The sequence below is a fragment of the Planococcus plakortidis genome, from assembly GCF_001687605.2.
GTDB classification, from domain to species: domain Bacteria; phylum Bacillota; class Bacilli; order Bacillales_A; family Planococcaceae; genus Planococcus; species Planococcus plakortidis.
This window is the reverse complement of record NZ_CP016539.2, coordinates 761,516-781,354: the sequence shown is the minus strand read 5'-3', so window position 1 is coordinate 781,354 and position 19,839 is coordinate 761,516. Positions and strand designations below refer to the sequence as shown.

At 48.5% G+C, this 19,839-nt stretch carries 20 protein-coding genes; 4 read left to right on the top strand and 16 right to left on the bottom strand.

Annotated features, from left to right (window positions below):
- Position 1: 1 nt before the first annotated feature.
- The 5 genes from BBI15_RS03990 to BBI15_RS03970 all read right to left on the bottom strand — a co-directional run bounded on the left by BBI15_RS03990 (position 2) and on the right by BBI15_RS03970 (position 8,741).
- Positions 2–1,138, bottom strand: coding sequence for a M20 peptidase aminoacylase family protein (locus BBI15_RS03990; protein WP_068872409.1), 1,137 nt, complete (start codon positions 1,136–1,138; stop codon positions 2–4).
- Entirely contained in the window at positions 1,135–1,995 is an 861-nt protein-coding gene (locus BBI15_RS03985; protein ID WP_068872408.1) for a MurR/RpiR family transcriptional regulator, read from the bottom strand. The genes BBI15_RS03990 and BBI15_RS03985 overlap by 4 nt, the downstream gene beginning before the upstream one ends.
- A 167-nt stretch (positions 1,996–2,162) precedes the next feature.
- Positions 2,163–4,106, bottom strand: a complete 1,944-nt coding sequence (gene ltaS, locus BBI15_RS03980; RefSeq protein WP_418312491.1) for a lipoteichoic acid synthase — start codon at positions 4,104–4,106, stop codon at positions 2,163–2,165.
- 116 nt (positions 4,107–4,222) lie between these two features.
- Positions 4,223–4,972, bottom strand: a complete 750-nt coding sequence (locus BBI15_RS03975; protein WP_068872404.1) for a hypothetical protein — start codon at positions 4,970–4,972, stop codon at positions 4,223–4,225.
- A 4-nt stretch (positions 4,973–4,976) separates the two neighbouring features.
- The gene (locus BBI15_RS03970; RefSeq protein ID WP_068872402.1) at positions 4,977–8,741 is read right to left on the bottom strand and encodes an AAA domain-containing protein; all 3,765 of its coding nucleotides are present in this window, start codon (positions 8,739–8,741) and stop codon (positions 4,977–4,979) included.
- Between the two features lie 235 nt (positions 8,742–8,976).
- Here BBI15_RS03970 and BBI15_RS03965 point away from each other — a divergent pair, with 235 nt between their 5' ends.
- The gene (locus BBI15_RS03965; protein WP_068872400.1) at positions 8,977–9,165 is read left to right on the top strand and encodes a hypothetical protein; all 189 of its coding nucleotides are present in this window, start codon (positions 8,977–8,979) and stop codon (positions 9,163–9,165) included.
- Positions 9,166–9,265: 100 nt separating this feature from the next.
- Here BBI15_RS03965 and BBI15_RS03960 read toward each other — a convergent pair whose 3' ends face one another.
- A complete protein-coding gene (locus BBI15_RS03960) occupies positions 9,266–10,006 on the bottom strand; it encodes an SDR family NAD(P)-dependent oxidoreductase (RefSeq protein WP_068872398.1) in 741 nt (246 codons plus the stop codon).
- Between the two features lie 80 nt (positions 10,007–10,086).
- Positions 10,087–10,626 (bottom strand): DUF1697 domain-containing protein, encoded by a 540-nt coding sequence (locus BBI15_RS03955; RefSeq protein ID WP_068872397.1) that lies wholly within the window; start codon positions 10,624–10,626, stop codon positions 10,087–10,089.
- A 91-nt stretch (positions 10,627–10,717) separates the two neighbouring features.
- Between BBI15_RS03955 and BBI15_RS03950 the strand changes: the two genes are divergently transcribed.
- Entirely contained in the window at positions 10,718–11,593 is an 876-nt protein-coding gene (locus BBI15_RS03950) for a sulfurtransferase (RefSeq protein WP_068872394.1), read from the top strand.
- 81 nt (positions 11,594–11,674) lie between these two features.
- Here the strand turns inward: BBI15_RS03950 and BBI15_RS03945 are convergent, their stop codons facing one another.
- From BBI15_RS03945 to BBI15_RS16605, 6 genes are all read right to left on the bottom strand, one after another.
- Positions 11,675–12,907 carry an AI-2E family transporter gene (locus BBI15_RS03945; RefSeq protein WP_068872392.1) on the bottom strand — a complete coding sequence of 411 codons (1,233 nt, stop codon included), beginning with the start codon at positions 12,905–12,907 and terminating at the stop codon, positions 11,675–11,677.
- A gap of 193 nt (positions 12,908–13,100) precedes the next feature.
- Positions 13,101–13,787 carry a FusB/FusC family EF-G-binding protein gene (locus tag BBI15_RS03940; protein ID WP_208599443.1) on the bottom strand — a complete coding sequence of 229 codons (687 nt, stop codon included), beginning with the start codon at positions 13,785–13,787 and terminating at the stop codon, positions 13,101–13,103.
- Positions 13,788–14,015: 228 nt separating this feature from the next.
- Positions 14,016–14,270 (bottom strand): hypothetical protein, encoded by a 255-nt coding sequence (locus tag BBI15_RS03935; RefSeq protein ID WP_068872391.1) that lies wholly within the window; start codon positions 14,268–14,270, stop codon positions 14,016–14,018.
- 130 nt (positions 14,271–14,400) lie between these two features.
- Complete coding sequence (locus BBI15_RS03930; RefSeq protein WP_068872389.1) at positions 14,401–14,910, bottom strand: pyridoxamine 5'-phosphate oxidase family protein; 510 nt, start codon at positions 14,908–14,910, stop codon at positions 14,401–14,403.
- Positions 14,911–15,049: 139 nt separating this feature from the next.
- Positions 15,050–15,634 (bottom strand): NAD-dependent epimerase/dehydratase family protein, encoded by a 585-nt coding sequence (locus tag BBI15_RS16610; RefSeq protein ID WP_237150907.1) that lies wholly within the window; start codon positions 15,632–15,634, stop codon positions 15,050–15,052.
- 20 nt (positions 15,635–15,654) lie between these two features.
- Positions 15,655–16,074: an NAD-dependent epimerase/dehydratase family protein gene (locus BBI15_RS16605; protein ID WP_237150906.1), complete on the bottom strand. Its 420-nt coding sequence runs from the start codon at positions 16,072–16,074 to the stop codon at positions 15,655–15,657.
- A 385-nt stretch (positions 16,075–16,459) separates the two neighbouring features.
- Here BBI15_RS16605 and BBI15_RS03920 point away from each other — a divergent pair, with 385 nt between their 5' ends.
- Positions 16,460–16,927 carry an SRPBCC family protein gene (locus BBI15_RS03920; protein ID WP_068872388.1) on the top strand — a complete coding sequence of 156 codons (468 nt, stop codon included), beginning with the start codon at positions 16,460–16,462 and terminating at the stop codon, positions 16,925–16,927.
- A 137-nt stretch (positions 16,928–17,064) separates the two neighbouring features.
- Here BBI15_RS03920 and BBI15_RS03915 read toward each other — a convergent pair whose 3' ends face one another.
- The 3 genes from BBI15_RS03915 to BBI15_RS03905 all read right to left on the bottom strand — a co-directional run bounded on the left by BBI15_RS03915 (position 17,065) and on the right by BBI15_RS03905 (position 19,162).
- A complete protein-coding gene (locus BBI15_RS03915) occupies positions 17,065–17,703 on the bottom strand; it encodes a class D sortase (protein ID WP_068872386.1) in 639 nt (212 codons plus the stop codon).
- 137 nt (positions 17,704–17,840) lie between these two features.
- Entirely contained in the window at positions 17,841–18,275 is a 435-nt protein-coding gene (locus tag BBI15_RS03910; RefSeq protein ID WP_068872384.1) for an LPXTG cell wall anchor domain-containing protein, read from the bottom strand.
- Between the two features lie 290 nt (positions 18,276–18,565).
- Positions 18,566–19,162, bottom strand: a complete 597-nt coding sequence (locus BBI15_RS03905) for an MgtC/SapB family protein (RefSeq protein WP_068872380.1) — start codon at positions 19,160–19,162, stop codon at positions 18,566–18,568.
- Between the two features lie 261 nt (positions 19,163–19,423).
- Here BBI15_RS03905 and BBI15_RS03900 point away from each other — a divergent pair, with 261 nt between their 5' ends.
- Positions 19,424–19,789: a PH domain-containing protein gene (locus BBI15_RS03900; RefSeq protein ID WP_068872379.1), complete on the top strand. Its 366-nt coding sequence runs from the start codon at positions 19,424–19,426 to the stop codon at positions 19,787–19,789.
- Positions 19,790–19,839: the final 50 nt, after the last annotated feature.

Genomic DNA, 19,839 nt, shown 5'->3' with positions numbered 1-19,839 from the left:
ATCACCCCTCTTGTTCCAAGCGCTTGAAAGTATGCTGGATAGTCCGGGCAAGAATTTCAATTCCGCCAAATAGGCTTTCCTGGTTGAATGTCATAGCCGGGTGATGAAGCCCTGGAGTCAACCCGCAGCCTAAACCTAACATCGTCGCCTTCACTGCCGGCCTCTTTAACGTATAGAAATGAAAGTCTTCACCGCCTGGCGTGACGATCGGAGGTTCTAGATATTCTGTCCCTAAAGTTTCCCCGATCGCTTGCGACATGATTTCTACCGCCGTAGCATCCACTTGTGCAGCCGCTATTTCCGCTTTGACTTCGATCGGGATTTCCACGCCTGTGAGTTCTGCAATCGACTCGATTGCCTGTTTCACTTTCACGAACAATTGGCCCATCACCTCATTCGTCTGGGCACGGATGTCAATGCTGAATGTGGCTGTTCCTGGAATGACATTGGCCGATTCCCCACCTGACTGGAACATGGTCATTTTAGCTGAATGCGGGACCATCGGATCTACATGGATCGAACGAATCGATTGGACCAGCAGCGCCATCACTTCAATAGCATTCTGCCCTTCGTGAGGGCGGGCGCCATGGGCATCCGTTCCGATGATGCGGCCAGACAGCATTTTCGCGGAGCCATGCAAAATCGCCGGTGAGGCATAGCCATCCTGAACTTCCTGGGCAGGGCGCAAATGCACGCCGTACAAATAATCCACATCATCGACAATCCCTTTTTCAACGAAAGACAAAGCACCCGTTCCTTTTTCTTCAGCTGGCTGGAAAATCAATTTCAGGCGGCCGTGTGAAGGTACCCCTATTTTTTTCAGCGCAAGGAATGTGCCGATGGCTAATGTCATATGGGCATCATGGCCGCAGGAATGATTGGCTTTATATTCACCATCAACTTCCTGCCAAAGCGCATCGATGTCCGCCCGCAGCCCAATGCAAGGATTTCCTTCCCCTACTACAGCGACCAGTCCGGTCGAATCTTCAAAAGTTTCCACTGCGATTCCTTCCCGTTCCAGCAAATCCTTCAAATACTTGGTCGTCTCGACTTCTTTCCAGCTGATTTCGGGATGGCTATGAAGATGGTCGAATACTTCTTCTACTTTAGGCTTTATTTCATCGATGACTTCTTTCATTTCATTTCCGTCCCTTCTGTAAATAAGAAATCGCTATTCAATTCACGATAGCGTTCCTGCCTTTTTTCGAAGCCGTCTTTTTCTTCTACAATCAAGCCCGCAACCACTGCATTCATGAATGAGAATAAAGAAGCTGTCGCATCCAAAGTGGATTTATTCGGCGAATAGACCGGAAACAAAACATCAGCTATTGCATGGATCGGTGCTATTTGCGAATCACTGATGCCGACGATAAAGCTCTGCTGCTTTTTTGCCAGCTCCGCAATGTGAATAGGTTCTTTCAAGTAACGGTGAAACGAAATAACGACCAATACCGTGTCTTCATCCATTCCACTGACCGTTTGGATAACGTCTTCCGACTCTGGCCGAATCAGCCGTACATCCGGCCTGACAAGTGTCAGTGCATAAGACAGCCAACTGGCTGCAGCAAAAGAAGACCGCATGCCCAAGACGTAAATCGTCTTTGCAGAAGAGAGGCGTTCAATCGCTTTGTCATATTCCTCTTCCTGAATTCCGGCCATCGTTTGTGCAATCATATGCCTGTCCTGTTCCATCACCTGTGAGAGAAAATGCGGCCCTTCTTGAAGTTCCACCTTCGATTGCCGATAAGCAGCCAGGCTGCTTTCCTGGTTCAATAACTGCTCACGGATTATTTTCTGCAACTCTTTATATCCACCTAGCTGCAGGCTATAGCAAAAGCGGATCACTGTCGTTTCGCTGACTTGTATCTCTGCACCCAGTTCCTGCGCTGATTTCAGTGCGACTTGCCGCGGATGATCCAGCACATGGGCTGCCACCTTTTTTTGTGATTTCGATAACTTATTAAAATGGCTGTTGATTAATTCCTTAATGTTCATAGTCTCACCCTTAAAGTTTAGGCATCTTTTTAAGTTTTTTTGAAGTTTACACTTCATTTATTATTTCGTTAAATTTATCATACTATTCTGACGTATGCAATATATTATTTGTTTTCTAAAAAAAGATGCCCGCCAACCGGATTTTCGGTTAGCGGGCATCTTTTTTCTTATTCATTTATATCTGTCGAAGATTGGTAGTAATAATCCGACGGGTCGATCGGCGTGAATCCTTTCGGCGTATAGAACCTTAACAGGTCGCCATTGACCACTCCGTCCGACAACTGCAATTCATATGTTCCGTGCTGCTTCAAGGTTTCCGCTTGTTCGAGCTCTTGTTCACCTTCCAGCGGCAAGCCGGTTTCGGGGTCATAGAATGTTTCACCGATTGAATAGGCACCGGGGCTGACGTAATCGCCGTTTCGGAACATGACCAGTTCTTCATGTTCTTCCGACAATAAATCGGTGCCGAAATGGACGTATTTCTGCGTTTCCACCCCGAGCAGATGCATCACGGTCGGCAACAGGTCGATCTGGCCGCCATACGTATGGTTGATGCCGCCTTCCATTCCCGGCACGTGGATGAACAACGGCACGCGCTGAAGCTTGGCGTTTTCAACCGGCGTGATGTCTTTTGACAACACTTCAGACATCGCTTCGTTATGGTTATCGGAAATGCCGTAATGGTCGCCGTACATGACGATCATCGTATTGTCCGCGAGGCCCGACGCTTCAAGCTGTTCGAAAAACTGCTTGATCGCTTCGTCTGCATAGCGCGCCGTCTGGAAATAATTATCGACGCTCGCATCCCCTGTCGTCCCTTTTTCGATGGTCGCCAGTTGCTGGTCCATTTTATAAGGGAAATGATGCGCCACGGTGATGAATTTCGTGTAGAACGGCTCCGGCAGCGACTCCAAGATCGGGGCCGACTGCTCGAAGAACGGTTTGTCCATCAAGCCATATTCTGCCATGTCGGCGGCTGTCGTATTCGGATACGATTCGATATCGAAGAAATGGTCATAGCCGAACGCTTTATAGATTTCAGAGCGGTTCCAGAAAGTCCCGTTATTGCCGTGGAATACAGCCGAGGTGTAACCTTGGTCTTTCAGGATCGCTGGCGCCGATTGATACGTATTCTGGCCTTTGGTGATGAACGCAGAGCCTTTCGGCAATCCGAACAGCGAGTTCTCCAGCATGAATTCGGCATCCGAAGTCTTGCCTTGCGCCGTTTGGTGGAAGAAATTATCGAAGTACAATGTGTTCGGGTCATCCATCATCGAATTCAGGAACGGCGTAACTTCTTCCCCGTCGAGTTCATAATCCATCAGGAAGGTCTGGAAAGATTCCAGATGCAAATAGACGACGTTCATGCCTTCCGCTGCACCGAAATAGGCTTCATTCGGTTTCGCGTAATTGGATTTCGTGTAGTTCAACACTTCCGTATTGTCGTCGCTGTCCGCCATGACCCGTTGGGAAGAGGCTTTCGCGCTCTCCACCGTGTCATACAGCGCATAATTGTACATCCCCAAATATTTGACGATGTATGCGCGGTCAAAACCGCGCGTCAATAAGTCCGGACGGTCTGATTCCGCAAGCGACAAGTTAAAGAAGGAAATCAATAACGCTGCCGCGATCAATGGCAGGGCCATTCTCTTCTTGACCGTACGCATGTCTTTCTCCATCCGCTTGGAAATGACCAGTGCGCCAAGCAACACCACATCTACAAAGAACAGGAAATCCAGCGGCTGGATCAAGGTCAGGACGCTGCCGCCCAAATCGCCGAAATTCTGTGTTTGGAATAATGTCGGCAAAGTGATGAAATCGCTGAAGAACCGGTAATAGACGACGTTTGCATACAGCAGGATCGACATGCCGAGGTAGATAATCAACAGTGCCCAGTATTTCCGCGTTCCTTTGAAGAACAGCGAGAAACTTAGCAAGAGCAGCGCCGATCCAAGAGGATTGATCGCCAGCAGGAATTCCTGCAGCGTCCCTTCCACTCCCAGCGTGAATTGGGTCTTTTGCGTAATATAGGTTTTTGCCCACAACATGGCCACCGCCACGAGAAATACGGGCATGAATGTATTCATTTTCATCTTATTATTCTTATTCATTTGCATTACACCTTTTCATCATTTATCTGAAAGCAGTATCAACATGCCTGCCCGTTAAAAGAAACAAACTCCATTGTACTCCCATTTATTAGGAATTCAAAGCTAAAAGCACATTTCTAGGGCGTTGCCGCATGTTTCATCGCTTCCCGCCATTCGATGAGTTCCTTTTCTTCGATTTCCAGCTGAAGCGCCTCGTCCCAAGTGCCAAGCCTTGTGTTCCAGACACGGGCGTAGAAGAGATCCTGTTTCCGGTCATATAATTGAAACTCGAGGCAAGGAATATATTCCACCCCCAGTTCATCACAAGTTGAAATACCCGTAACGATCACTTGATAACCCTCTTCTGCGCTATTTTTTTCTTGCTTAAGCACTTCATGGATGCGGACCGTTTCAGCTTTCTGATCCCTTGCATAGCGGTAAGCGGGCAAATCATCTGCCTTTTCTTCAAACAGTTCTTCCACTACCTGATACTCATCGTGCACGGCGTTAAAGGAGACGATTGTCTCGCCGTCTTCCATCGCTTCTTCAAAAATGCCTTCCTCCAAGTGGCTACGGCCTTTGTCGGTCAGGCGGTAGCCTGTTGCATCGAGGTGGATCAGCTGCGTGCTGTGCATTTTATCGATCAAATCGCGGATGAACAGCTCTTCAACAAACAGCATCTCCGCAAGCGCTGCCGGGCAGCGGATGTCCGCTTCCTGGAACGCCAGCAAGAGCATCTTCATCAGAATGTCCATCTTGAGCCGCTTGACGCGTTCAAACGACACTTCATAAGCAACCAGCGGCACATGCCACGAAAGTTCTTGGATGATCGTCACTTCTTTGTTCGATGCCACTTCCGCGCGCAGCCTGTTGATCAGTTTGTCCATTTGCTCACCCCTTCTGCAGCACTTTTACGCCTTGATTTTGTTCGGCCACATCGAGTACGTGCCGATACATCCGTTTCGTCTGTTCCTGTTTCGCACGCTTCGTGAACATATCGGAACTGCCGACCATCACGAGCAATTGCTTGGCGCGCGACAACGCGACGTTCAACCGGCGGTAATCTTTTGCAAACCCGATATCGCCGCGTTCATTCTGGTTATTGCGCACCATGCTTAAGAGAATGATCTCCATTTCGCTGCCTTGGAACCGGTCGACCGTGCCGGTGCGGACCAATAAATGCGGCAAGCGCAATTCCTGGTCGATCATGCGCTGCAGCCGCTTCACTTGTTCGCCGTAGAACGAAATGACACCGACGGTTTTCAACTCGTCCGCTGGGATCCGCCCGGCTGCTTTCGCTTCAGCCACGGCATCGTTGAGCTCCACCAAGAGGCGGCTGATTTCCGCAAGTTCCGACGGGTTGTACAAGCTTTTCCCGCCGCTCATGCGTTCTTCGAAATACGCCGCTTCGTTCGGCAAATCCAGCCACATCAAATGATTGTGCCGTTTGACGGATGGCGACTCCAAAAAATGATCGCGTTCGGTGTCTGAATCTGCCAGACCGCATTGCAATTGGACATTCTCGTCTTTGTAGAACGGCGAGATCGTTTCCATGATATCTTCGTGCATGCGGTACTGAAGGGCGAGCATCGTCTTGTTCGACTCCGGCAAGTTCTTATACAAGCGTTCGAACAGTGATTCTTCGAGCAGTTTCTCAAGTTCGCGCTTTTCCTCGAAGCCGCTATCCTCTTTGATCATTTCTTCCAAGGTCTCTTCCAAAGTATCGTTGCCAAGCAATGGCGGCAGTTGGTGATGATCCCCGACCAAAATGACCTTCTTGCCTTTGAGCATCGGCAACAAAAGTTCAGGAGGCGTCGCTTTCGACACTTCATCGACGATGACGACGTCGAATACCGGGTAATTGTCCTGGAAATCCTTGCGCGCCGATGCCACACAAGTCGTTCCGATGACATTGGCGTGTTTGATATACAGTTTGCGAATTTCGTCCAAATCGTGCTCGTTCGCCGTCTCGAGCAGCCCAATCCACTGCTTTTGCACCGATTGCAGCAAGGGGAAGTTTTTCTGTTCTTGCTTGAGCGATTCCATATCGAATGAAAGACTCGCGAGCTGTTTCGCGGTTTCTTCATAGGCCGCTTCCGGATCTGTTGAAAGAATGGCCTCCAAAGCATGTAGTTCCTGCTCTTTCTCTATTAGACGCCGCATCGCCACATCAAGTTGCGCTGCAATCTCCACGATTCGCTGTTCGGCTTTCTCAAATGCTGTTTGTTCATCGAGCAATTTGGCTTGCTGCTGCTCTAAATCCGCTGCCGCCCGTGCGGAATCCGCTTGGTCTTTCCGGAGCTGCGCCAATTGGGTTTCGTGATCGGCAATTGCCTGTGCGATATCTTCCGGCACTTCAATCGAGACGGACAAACTGCCCACTCGCCGTTCGATACGCGAAATTTCTGCACGTTGCCTTTCGAATTGTTCCAGCCCTCGTTCGTCCAAGTCCAAGTAGCGCTGCCTGTGCTTTTCGAGTTCCATGGACAGCGCTTTTTTCAATTGGCTGAATGCCCGTTTGGATTCTTCGATATAAATATCGGCGGCTTTTAGCATCGCGCCCCTGCGCCACACATCGTTTTGCCGTTTGTATAATCCGCTTAACGCCTTCGCGAGAACGCCCGACTCGATGTGCTGGGAACTTTTCAGCATCGTACGCAGCTTTTCAAGAAACTCATCGATATTGGCCGAGGTGAACGATTCCGCTTGCGACAAGGCGCGTTCTTTCACTTGTGCCGCATCAATGCCAGAACCCGCAAGCATTTTCTCGACATAGCCGACCGCCGACGTGACGCTCGTATTATAGGCTTCGAGTTTTTTACGCTCTGCCATCTTGTCGCGGATCATATCGAGTTTGCTGAGTGAGAACGTGATCGCCGGCACTTCTTCTATTCGTTGTTCGTTCATCACTTCAAGCAGGCTGTCGACTTTTTTCATCTCCTCGACTGCCTCGAGCACGGCTTGCTTTTCCTGCGCTTTCGCCATCACTTCGTCGCGCTTTTCTTCGGTCAACTTCATCTCGCGGCGGAGTGAAGCGAGTTGTTCATTCAGTTGATTGAACTCACGTGCACGTTCGAGCTGTTCGATGGCTTCGCTTGTTTGCTGCTGTTGTTGTTCGAACCACTCAGGCCCATGCCCGCTATCAAGCATGCTTTGCGCTTGATCGATTGCCGTTTGCAAGGCAGCCATTTTCTCTTGGATGTTATGCTTGCGGCTTGTTGCTTGCCGTTGTTCAAGCTCGAATGCCCGTGTTTTGTTTTGCAATGGCTCGAGGGTTGACTGCAATTCGCGTTGTTTCGCTTGGGCTGTCTTTTTATCTTCAACAGCTTGTTTCCTTTTTTCAAAAACCGGCTGCAACGCTACGTAGGCCTGTTCCGTTTCTTCAAGCTTTTGGGCGACTTTTTTTTCGCGGGCTTTGCGCGCTTCGAACTGTGCCGTGATTTCTTTTAAGGTATGGTCTTTCCAATATTGGCCGACGTTTTCCTCGATGAATTTCTGTCCGTCTTCTTCGATGCTTTCGGTGCGCCCGACGCGCAAGATGCGGATGTCTTTATGGGCAAGCAAGCGCCCGAGCGCATTGTCGACTGCCAGATTCGACTGCGAAGCGACGAGTGTGCGCAAGCCTTTCTTGGCGTTTTGCAGACAGATCTCCGAAATGACCGTCGTCTTGCCGGTTCCGGGAGGCCCTTGGATGACATACAGGTCCTCTGCAGACATCGCCCCTGTCACCGCTTGCTGCTGGAATTCATTCAAGCGGTTGTGGAACTCGAGCTTCGGCAACTCCTTTAGCGGCGCCACATTCGGCCGTTCCTCGAACAACAGGCGGTCGAGCTGCGGATTGACCGCAAGGCCCTTCTCGAGATTGGTGAAGCCTTGGCGCAATCTCCGGATTTGGCTGAGTGCCGCGAAGTTGCTGAACACGGCTTCTTTCTTATGAAGCGTGTGCGCTTTGTCGCGCAGCTGCTTGATGATATATGGATTCAATTCGATTTCGATCGCACGGTTTTTCGTCTTGATGGCCGTTCCGACATCGCCCTGGATGCCGGTCAAGCGGACACTCAAATTGCGCAGGTTTTTCCATTCCTTCTCGTCCATCCGGCAGCCGGTCATGGTGATGCGGCTGAAATCGTGGTTGAACGCCAAATTCGAATAGCCCGTCTTGATATCCGGAATGTCCATGCCTTGTTCCTGGATTTTCAAATAGCCTTCCCAGCTCGAGATGCGTTTTTTCACGTAATCCGAACGCTCTTTCGCCGGCGTCATCCGATTGATCAAGTTCATGAACGCTACCGGTACGGGAGCGCGTGAATTATTGAACCGGATCGATTCCTCGCGCTGCCAATTGGTGCCGAGCGAGTGGTAAGCTTTTCGGAGCGTCACATTGGTCACGAGCAATTGATGGTTCGCGAACACGCAATGAAGCACGGCGAGTTGTCCCGCTGCCTGGCCCGTCAGCCGCGCCGTCTCTTCGGCGTTGAATAATAACGCAACGGATAGCGAGCCATCCGCAGTGGACGGGTAGCGTTCAAGAAATACTTGAAACGGCTTGTCCGCCATAAAAAATGAGCGTTCGCTGATGCCGAACCCTCTCATCTTTTCCGATGCGGTTTTAGTTAAACGTATGGATGTCTCGTATGTATTTGTCTTCGCTGCCATTGTGTCATCACCTGTTCCGTCAAACTGAAAAATAGTATAACCCGGCTGGTTTTCCGTTTTTTCGCTGTCGATCGTATCTTCTAATCATATCACCTAGAGGGCCTTTGTGTTTTCTGAACTTATGTATTTTAAAGGAAACGCTTCTTTCGTCTCACACAATTTCGTGCCTAAAGAATTTGAAACTTTATCGCATCAAAAGCGTAACTAGAGAAAAGAGATAAAGGGGACGAAGAATATGAAGGATATCGAAAAGAAATGCCCGGACTGCGGAGGGATTTCGTTCGTCCAAGCAACGGATTTCGTCAATTTGCGCCCATTGGACAAGAAAATGTCTTTCGGTTCAGAGCGGGTCTTTACAGTATGCCTCGATTGCGGCGAAGTCGTTTCCATCAAAGTGAAAGAACCGAAAAAACTGTTGCCTTGAGTTCCTATGATGAAATGAATGCAAAAAAACTGTGTGCCCGGCCTCGTTCGAAACCACCGGGCGCACAGCTATTTTCGAATGATTTTCTTTTCGTTTCAGTTCATTGTGCGGTATAGCCGCCGTCGACCAGGATCGTCGTGCCGGTGGTGAAATCATTTTCACTAAGGAAAATGATCGCATGGGCAATTTCGTCCGCGTTTCCAATGCGTCCGATTGGGTGTTTGCTGACCAGCTGCCCGTAGAATTCTTCGCCGAGCGCTTCACGGCTCACCATGCCGGATTCGACATAACCCGGTGCGACGGCATTGACGCGGATGCCGTGCGGCGCATATTGGAGCGCTAATGATTTCGTCATCAGATTGACCGCGCCTTTGGATGCATTATAGGCAAATGCCGCCCCTTCCCCGACACTTCCAAGAATCGAGGAAGTATTGATGATGGCGCCACCTCCATGGTTCATCATATGACGGATGGCGTGCTTTGCACCAAAGAAGATGCTGTCCTGATTGACCGCAATGACTTTATGGTAATCTTCATAGCTCAGCTCATGGGTTTCCGTCAGCGCGCCGATGCCGGCGTTGCTTACGAGCAGGTCGATTGTGCCGAATTGTTCGATCGCGAAATCGATCATCTCCTTCACCGAATCCTCACTTGCCACATCCACTTTAATGAACAGGATGTCGCCATCGTTCTTCAAGCTCTCTGCCGCCTGTTTGCCGCCTTCTTCATTGAAGTCGGCAATGACCACTTTTGCACCTTTCGCCAAATATGCTTTTGCTGCCGCCAATCCGATTCCGGAAGCTCCGCCTGTCACCACTGCCACTTTACCTGCCAATTCCATCCTATCGCCTCCACTTCCATATTTTGTATCACTCTCATATTATCAGAATTATCCATCAACAATAAAGCTATTTTGTTTTTTCACTCCAGTTCCTTCATTAGCTTATAAATCTTCCGGACAGTGTTGACGTTGCGGACGGTGACCAGCTTATACAGCTTGGTCCCGACGATTTTCGCCATTCCACTTTTCGTTACATCCCCTCGATCGACCGACCACAGAATTGCCCCGGGCACGTATTGCACGCGACCGATGCCTGGCTTCAAAGTCAATTGCTCCAGCACGCCTTCACCATCGGCTTGCTCCCATAAAAACAGCACATCGCTTTTCAATCGTTCGTCGTTAGCCCATTCTGGCGGGACCGCTTGTGCAATGCGGCTGTATTCGTCGAATGAATAAACGAGTACCTTGATGTGCAGCCCGAAATGTTCAAAAATCGCCTCTTCCAAAACAAGCGTTACTTGCTCTTTATTACGGGCGTCTTTGAAGACGATATTCCCTGAGTTGATATACGTTTTGACCGACGACAAGCCTGCTTGTTCGAACACTTCTTTTAGTTCTTTCATATTGATTTTATTGTTGCCGCCGACATTGATTCCGCGAAGCAGCGCTGCATAGATCATGGGCCTCTTCCCCTTTTGGAAACCTATTTTTTGACGGAGTTCTTACGGAAAGCGTACAGTAAAGACAATTATGCGAAGGAGGAGTTCTTAGATGAATGATATTCCATTAATCGTGACCACCGACTGGCTGGCAGAACATTTGGAGGACCCGGATTTGCGGATTGTGGACGCAACGGTATTCATGAAGTTCCCTGAAGCCGGCGGGCCGCCGGATGTCGAATCCGGCAAAGAATCTTTTGCGCAAGGCCATGTCCCCGGAGCGGTGTATGCTGATTTGCTCGGTGAATTGACGGACAGCGAATCGGATTTGCCGTTCACGGTGCCGCCGCGTGATGCGTTTATCGACAAAATGACCGAACTTGGCATTGGTGACGGCACACGGACCGTCGTTTACGACCAAAATGCCCTTGTCGGCGAATCAGTCGCCGCTTCGTACTGGGCATCGCGGCTTGCATGGCAACTGCGCTACGAAGGGTTCGATCAAATCGCCATTTTAGAAGGCGGCTTGCAGAAATGGCAAGCGGAAGGCCGCGACTTATCAACAGGCCAGACGGCTTATCCAAAAGCCAGCTTCACTGGAGAACGGCAAGACGCTATGCTCGCCACGAAAGAAGATGTCCGAAAAGCGATCGATGACGAAGACACCGTCCTCATCGATAGCCTGTCCCCTGAAGAATTCCAGGGCAGCCACATTCCAAGCAGCCACAATGTCTTTTTCGGCGTTCATGCAGACGAACAGTCCAAAGCATTGCACGACGATGAAAAGCTGCGTGCTGCTTTTGAACAGACCGGCGCACTCGATCCTGGCAAAAAAGTCATCACGTATTGCGGCGGCGGCATTGCGGCAACGTGGAACGCCTTGATGTTGAATAAACTCGGACAGCCGAATGTTGCCGTATACGACGGCTCCATGAACGAATGGACAAGCGACCCGTCTTGCCCGGTCGTCAAAAGCGAAACTCGCTAATACAGGAAAACTCCCAGCTAACTTCGTTGGCTGGGAGTTTTTTCTGCCCGCACGAATTGACGACTTTGCCACAAGCCATGCCTAAGTCAGTTTCTTCTTGCTTTTCAGCAGCTTCTTCTTTTTCTTTTCGGAAACCAAAGGCTTCGGTGCCGGATTGTAATCATCGGCATACATGCCTGTATAGGATTGGTACCATGTGAACAAGTGAACCAACATCACTTTGAGCACCGCATAAGCTGGAATGCCCAGTATCACTCCCGGCAGCCCGAACAAACTCCCGGCTGTCAAAAGAACCGCGATGATCGTGACCGGATGGATATTCAAGCTGCTTCCAAGAACGAGCGGTTGCACCACACGCCCTTCCAGCGTTTGTTCAATCGTAAAGACAGCCAGTACTTTTAACAACATCAACGGAGAATGCAACACGATGGCGATGACGACGATCGGAATGACGGCGATAAACGTTCCCAAAAACGGAATCAGGTTTAACGCGCCTGCCAGTATGCCGAGCGTCAATGCGTATTCGAGGCCGATGATGCTCAAACCGATCCAGAACATCAAACCGACAAAGAATGCGACGAGCAGCTGGCCGCGAATGTATTGGCTGATCTGCATATTCATTTCTCGCAGCAAGCGGTAAGTTTGCTCGCGCATGCGCGACGGCACGAATTTCATGATGTGATACGGCAGATGATGGCCGTCTTTCAGCAAATAGAACAAGACGAAGGGCGTCGTGATCAACGCCAGGACCGTCGTCGAGACGATGCCGAAGACATTGCCGATGCCGCTGACAGTCGTCCCCACCACTTCATCGGCTTGCTCCGTAATCGACGTCGATAAATCGCCCTCCCCTCCAGTCAATTGCGTCTGAAGCCTCGACAGCAAATCATTCTGGAAGAACGCATCGACTTGTGCGATGAAACGGTCCACATACTCACGCCAATTATCCAACAGGCTGATGGTCTGCTCACGGATAACCGGGATCAAAGTGGCAATGCCCCAGACAATTAGGCCAATGATTGCAATGAGAACGATGGAAATCGCCCCGATGCGATGGATTTTCTTGGACTCCATCCAGTCGATCAACGGATTGAGCAGATAATACAGGACTCCTGCCATGATGAGCGGCAAGCCCATGACGCCGAACAAGGCCACAAGCGGCTCGAAAATGAAGCTGATTCTCGGCACCAATAGAATATTCAATTGAATCAATAACAAAATGATCAGTACTGATACCGCTTTATTGTTCAGCACCCATTTCATGAACCAGGAAGCGGCAAGGCTGAACGCTGTTTTATTCTGTTCCGGTCCCATCGAACCCACCCTCTCCAACAACACAATTGGTTTTGTCTTGTACCAGACACGGTGCGCCGGCAGCAGTGGCAGAGTTCGTGATTACAGATAAAGTACCCCCATCCCTGCCATTTCACACCGCTCCGCCCGTTGAGAATCAGAACTTTTTTAAGACAAAAGCTCCCCAGCATTTGCTGGAGAGCTTTTGGGTCATTTATTTTTGCAGCCGTCCGACGAATTCATCCAGACGCTCCAAGGTATCGATGTGTTCATTGCAGGTTTCGCTGTTTTGGCAAATATAATTGCCGCGCTTGATGAACTGATCCTGAGTGGAGCCTTTCGTCTTCGCGATGAACATGCCGACCTCACTATGGCGGTTGCAGATCGAGCAGATGCCTTGTTTCGAACTGCGTGTGAAGCTGCCATGGATTCCCTGCAACTGCCCGTCTTGTTCCGTTACCAAGTACATCACATTCGAACTTTCGATCCAGCCCAAATAAGATATACGCTTAAAGTCCAGTGACTCAAGCTTCGGCCCTTTCAACTTTTTCGCTTTCGGAAACAGCTTTTTCAATCCCACAGGCGACACTTGTTTAAACGGTACAAGATAAGCTTCCAACTTCTCCAAATAAGCATCGGTTTGCGCTTGATCTGTAATATCGGTCAATTGCCCAAGCAGCGATGACTGTTCTTCAGTAATTAATGGAAACAAGCCGGAAACCTTTTCCTGCGCCAAATGCCTCAGGACATCCACCACTTCGCGGTCGTTGCTCGACGCCTTGCCATTGACCAGGATTTTCGCCTGGTTTTTGATAAAGTTAAACTGGTCATTGCGGATGAATGCTTCCACCCGTCTGCCAGAAATGTTGTTCTCAGCACGGTTCTGTTCTGTTTGCGTCATTGTAAGACACTCCTTATAAAGTAGATTCTTTTATTTAATAAGGAAGCCGTGTGCTGAAATGACGCGTGATGGGTGATTCAATTCTTGCTTGCCCCACACAAAGGATCGCCATTCCATACAGGCTTTGCGTGAGTTGTTCCTGACGCTGACAATTGATTACGGATTGCCATCTGATATCACCCCTTTCGCTGTAATTTTTTCTCATCTCAAATTAAGCTATTGAATTGCCTACGCCTTGCTGGAGTAAGCTAATTGATGATCGACGAACACTTTGCACTCGATCGTAAAAAAACCGCCGACAGTGGCTTTCAAGTCTTTTATGCCTTCAGAGGTTTTCAGCTTGCCGTTCAACTCCCGGCCAAAACTGAGCCCCAGATTTTCATCCTGCAATTGGCCGTCCACGAATAATTTTTCGCCTTCAAACCATCGATTTTCAATGACGATATGTCGGCCTTCATGTGTGAATTCAAAGCTTTTCTTCATTTAAGCCCTCCTTGGGAAATTCAACTTATCTTCCACTATCACCCATTTCTGCTTTAAGTTTATCATAATAGTCCGTCAATAAAAAACAGCATCCTGTTAGAAGCGGATGCTGTTTAATCTGTGATTTCAATTATTTATTTGGCTTGTTGAAATCGACGGTGTCGTTCAGTTCACTGTCATTATCATCTACGGAATCTTTGCTCGTCAGTTTTTGCGCAAACTTCTTCACGGTTTTCAGCGTATTGCCTGACTCCCAATATTCCGCAGTTTCCGGTGTTACTTTGATCAGCACGACATTCGGGTCATCGTAGCTGGTCTCCAGCATTTTATCGAAGATCGGGTTCCAATATTTCTTCTTGCGCTCCAGGTCTTCCATAAATTCAGCCGTCCCGCTGACGGAGACGTAAGATTTTCCGGCATACGCCAAATTGACTGTTGGATTCGATGCAATCTCGTCGTATTTATCCGTATCTTTCAAAGTAACGAACCACAAATCGCCATCGAATTCGGTTTCCTGCGTTTGCATCGGCCGCGACACGGGCTTGCCGTCCACGACTGTCGTCATCATCGCAACCTTAATATCCTTGATAAGATCTTTGACTGTTTCCACTGCTTCTTCATGTGTATGCTGTTGTGCCATCTTCTTTCTCCTCCATTCAACTAGTAACCTGCGATTAATTAAGTACAGTCTCTTAGTTTCCCGCAATGAATTGTCGCTAAACTTTGGAAGAAATCCCTGAAAAAGTATGCGTTTTATCCAGTCATATACATGCCGAGATTTACGCATTCGCCTTTCTTGCTTTCCATTTTCCCAGCACCGCTTGTTCCTTATCGTCATCAAGCCCTGCTTTACGCTCCAAAGCTTCTTGCCTGAGCTCCCATTCACGCGTATCGCGGATGGTTTCAAAAAGCGGGCGGAACGTGAGCCCTTTCCCAAGCGCTTTATCGATATTAAGCGACAGGAAGCCTTCCATCTGCTCGCTATCCGGTATCCATAAAGGCAACTCCATCCAATAGCCGACCTCATTTTCAAGGAGGAACGCTTCATCCAGCCACACGAATTTCGCTTCGCTCTTCAATGCTCTTTTGCATTCGTCCAAAAAGGCTTCCATCGTCAAGGGCGATTCGGGCCCTACTGCATTGAAAACGCCATTGTTCTGTTGTTCGACCATGCGGATGATCCATTCCGCCAAATCCCGGACGTCGATAAATTGGATGCGTTTATCTTTACGGCCGGGCGCTAGAACTTTACCGCCCTTCGCCACGCGATTGACCCAATAGCTAAAGCGTCCTGTGAAATCATATGGCCCGACAATCAGCACCGGGCGTACGATGAGGCTGCGCTCGGGAAATTGCTGCTCCACTTCCTGTTCGCATAAGAATTTCAGTTCGCCGTAGTATTCATTACCGGCGGATTGGTCATCCCTTTCGTCATCTCTTCCGCATCCGACAGAGACATCTGGCCGACGGGATGATGCTCGTCGATTCCTGGGCTTTCCAATTCATCGTAAACAGAAGCGCTGGAGATAAAGGTGTAATGCCCAGCGCGATCTGCGAGAAGCTTCGCCGATTCACGGACCACACGCGGCACAAACCCGCATGTATCGATGACCGCGTCCCACTCGCCTTCTTCAAGTTCAGACAAATCGCCTCCACGGTCGCCGGTCAATTTCTCTACTTCTGGAAAAAGTTCCGGGTTTTCTTTTCCACGGTTAAATAATGTCACTTCATGCCCCCGCTTTAACGCCGACTCCGTGAGAAAGCGCCCTAAAAACCGGGTGCCGCCGAGAATCAGTATTTTCATTGCGATTCCTCCTGGCATGATTTTCATTGCCGGTATGTGCAGAATCTATTTCTTCGAGCATATTCGCTAAGGAACTTTTAAAGTCCTTCCTGCCCGCAGTTGATATTAGTTAGCACAACTTTATTTAGTTTGAATTTTCTAATAACTTTTTTGCAATTTAGCTTTATTTCCTATATAATAGTAGTGCTTAATTTATCGAAAAACGAAGTCATTCTATTTCCTGTCCTGTTGCATTCACTTCATCCGGTTTGGAGAATTGGCGGTTGTTTAGCATCAGTTGTGATCAGCAAAAAGAGTTCCCGCATCGTTTCAACACCCATGAGGCGAAGAACGATTCGAACCTCACTTCCCGTACCCGGAGCACGAACGAGGAGGAGCATGGTATGTGGAATATCAAAAAAGCGTCTATATTGACCGGCCGATTGATGAAGTTTACCATTACGCAATCAACCCGAGCGATTGGTTCCAATGGTACGTCGGCCTTTCGGAACCCGAAAACCTGGTTGGCCAAGGAGAGACCGGCACGACCATGGACATGAAATACACGATGCTCGGAATGCATTTGCCGATTGAAGTTGAAGTCGTGGAAACGGGAAAAGATGGCAATGGATACTCATGGAGAGGCACCGTCAAAGGAGCGATCACATCCGAACAATTCTGGACCTATATCCCGGAAGGAAAGGGCGTCGAAATCTCTTTGGACATGAATTATGAACTGCCTGGTAAATTGGTGGGCAAAGTCGCCAATAAACTCATCATCCAAAAACTGATGAACAATTCCTTGGAGCAAACCTTGAACAATTTAAAAGCCGTCTGCGAAACGTCCGACACCTACAGCATGAATGCGGACTGAAACCCCGTTCGCCGATCCACCAACTGATCTTGGCATTCGCCAATTTAAAACAGCTGCCCATTGGGATGGGAAATCCATCCGGGCAGCTGTTTTTTTCGTGGCTGCAACATTGACTTGCATACGCAGCGTTTCAATTATTAGTTCTTAATTTTTTGTTCAGCGACCAGCTCGGCCTGGACGATATACCGATCCGGAGCATAACCGATAAAGTCGAAAGGATAGCAAGTCGTTAAAGTGAGAGTAGATTCCTCTTTTTCGACTATGACTGTTCGATCGTCTTCGTGCGTAATCCACGTATCCGTGACCTCGTAGATAAAAATTTCATCGTCATATTGCACATGAAGCAAATCGGCCTTTTCAAGTTCACCTAATCTAGTAAAGACCGTATCCCGATGGCCGCTTAGAACGGTATGTCCATAACCGCCGGGCACCGTCGTTAAATCACTAACGAACATGCCGACGCCTTGAGTCAAGGTTGAAGGGTCCGTTCCCCAATAGATAGAATATTTTTGTTCAATCTTGGGGATGAGCAGTGTAGCGATATTCGCACCTGCCTCTTCTTGAATATCGCTTGTGAACACGGGAGTCGGCTCTTCAATGGAAGGCGGTGTAAAGATCATTTCTTTTTCCAGTGTCTGAGCTACTTTCGCCACTTCGTCCGCTTCTTTCTCAGTGAAGTCCTGCGCTGCTGTGTGGCCGGTATTCCATTCCAAGAAATTCACTATGACCATACTTAAACCAATAAACAGGAGCACCAAGCCCAACCAACGCTTCATTTAGCATCACCTCGCAATAAAGAGGCTGCCCCAAAAGGTCATGATCATGACTTTCAAGGACAGTCCTTTTTTAGATTCGGATAAAGCGGCGGATATCCAATCCCGCTGCTCTTTTGTATGAGTGCTTATCAGACAGCCTATTGCTGCTCGGCTGTTTGGTTCTTTCTACGGATTAAGAGCAATGATCCTGCCCCGGCAATTCCAGCGCCGAACAACATCATAAGAGGACCGTTCGAAGCAGTATCCGGCAAAGCTGCACCTTCCTCTTCCTCTTCTATAGCTTCTTCCTGATCACCAGAAGCTTCGTCATCAGATCCGGCAGCTTCTTGGCTTGCTACATAATCATCGTATTCTGATTGGCTGACTTCACAAGCGAGTCCGTCATTATCACGGTCGAGGTCGTGCGGGTCGTTTTCTGCACTATACCCGTTTGTGTACCAAAATTCCATCACTTCTTCGTGATTCGCAAAATCATCACAGTCTTTATCGACATGTTCATCGGCAGCTACGTTTAGAGAAGCCCCCATCACTAAAAATGATCCCATAAAAATTCCAGCAATTCCTTTTTTCATGAAATTCCCCTTTCATTACCATTATTTTCTCCCTCAAAATATATAGTAGTCTGAATTAACAAATAATTCAATATAATTTTTGATATTTTTGGTATAATGATCATAAAGACATCAAAAGTCCTGCTCCCCTTTAACTTTTTCCAAATTTTTCATTTCCACGGTTAAAAAGCCCTCCAGGCAATCCGGAAGGCTGTCGCTCCTTACATTTTTTATAAATCAAGCTGAAATCACGTTCCCAGTGAACACCGTCTGTCGATTGTTCCCAGGAACCTTCGATAAGATCTCCTGCCCTATTCACTTTTGCCGCTATATGCTGCTTCATTCTCGATGCGAAAGTCGATAATGGCCAATCGGTGCTCTTTAAAAGAATGGCTAAGCTTCGAAAACGTTTCTTGTTGGTCCTCGGCTATTACCTTTATCTGTCTTTGCTTGGAACTGGCCATGTATTTCTTCTCCAGTTTTCCCAATACGAATAGAACGACCAGGACAATGAATGTAGCTAATACAGCCACGTAATACATTCCAATACCTACCACCAATCCCAGTCCTGCAGCGACCCAGATCGAAGCAGCCGTTGCCAATCCTTTTACCGATTTGCCATGGACGATAATCGTGCCCGCCCCAAGAAAACCGATACCACTGATAACATAGGATGGAATACGGCTAGGATCGAATTGAACAGGCCCATTGCTATTCCTTAAGAAATAATCAAAACCGGTGATGGAAAGCAGCATCATCAAACAGGCCCCGATGCCAACCAATAGATGGGTGCGGAGTCCTGCAGGCTGTTTTTTCATTTCCCTTTCCATTCCGATAAATCTACTTAACAAGGCAGCCATCATAAGCCGTAAAGTGATGATGAGATAATCATCTGGCAAAAAATCCATCTCCACCCTCCGATACTTAGGGATTCCATTATCATTCATACCCCTTAAAACGCTGATTCATTCTTCATGGTACATGCATTCATCGACCTGCAATCTTGGCCGTTTTGCCGATCTGCTGAAAGAATTGCTGAAGGACGCGGTCGCCATGAAGGCAAATCAGAATTTAGCTGCTTGAGCTTCTCTAGAACGGCCCGTTTTTTTATAGCAGCTCTTTTCGACATATGCCATACTGGTATCAATAACGGATTAGGGGGAATTCAAATGGCAGAACTGAATGCAATGATGGGCTGGACCTTCGTCCAGGAAATCGATGTGCCGAAATCGGTAAAGGAATTGCTGATAGACGGCGAGGAGGCGAAAGTCGCTTACAAAACCTTGCGCGATACCGCTGTCGTGACGAACAAGCGCATCATCATTTCCGACAAGCAAGGCTTGACCGGGAAAAAAGTCGAAGTCTACACCATCCCGTTCACATCGGTCAATATGTACTCGACCGAAAACGCCGGCACTTTCGATGCCAATGCGGAAATCCAGCTGTGGACAAAAGCCGGAACCTTCAAATTGAACTTGAATAAGAAAGTCGATATCCGCAAGCTGGACAGGATCATTGCGGAAGCGATTCTTTAAAAAGCACGGGGCTATCTGAACAATTCACGAAAAACGAATTGTTCAGATAG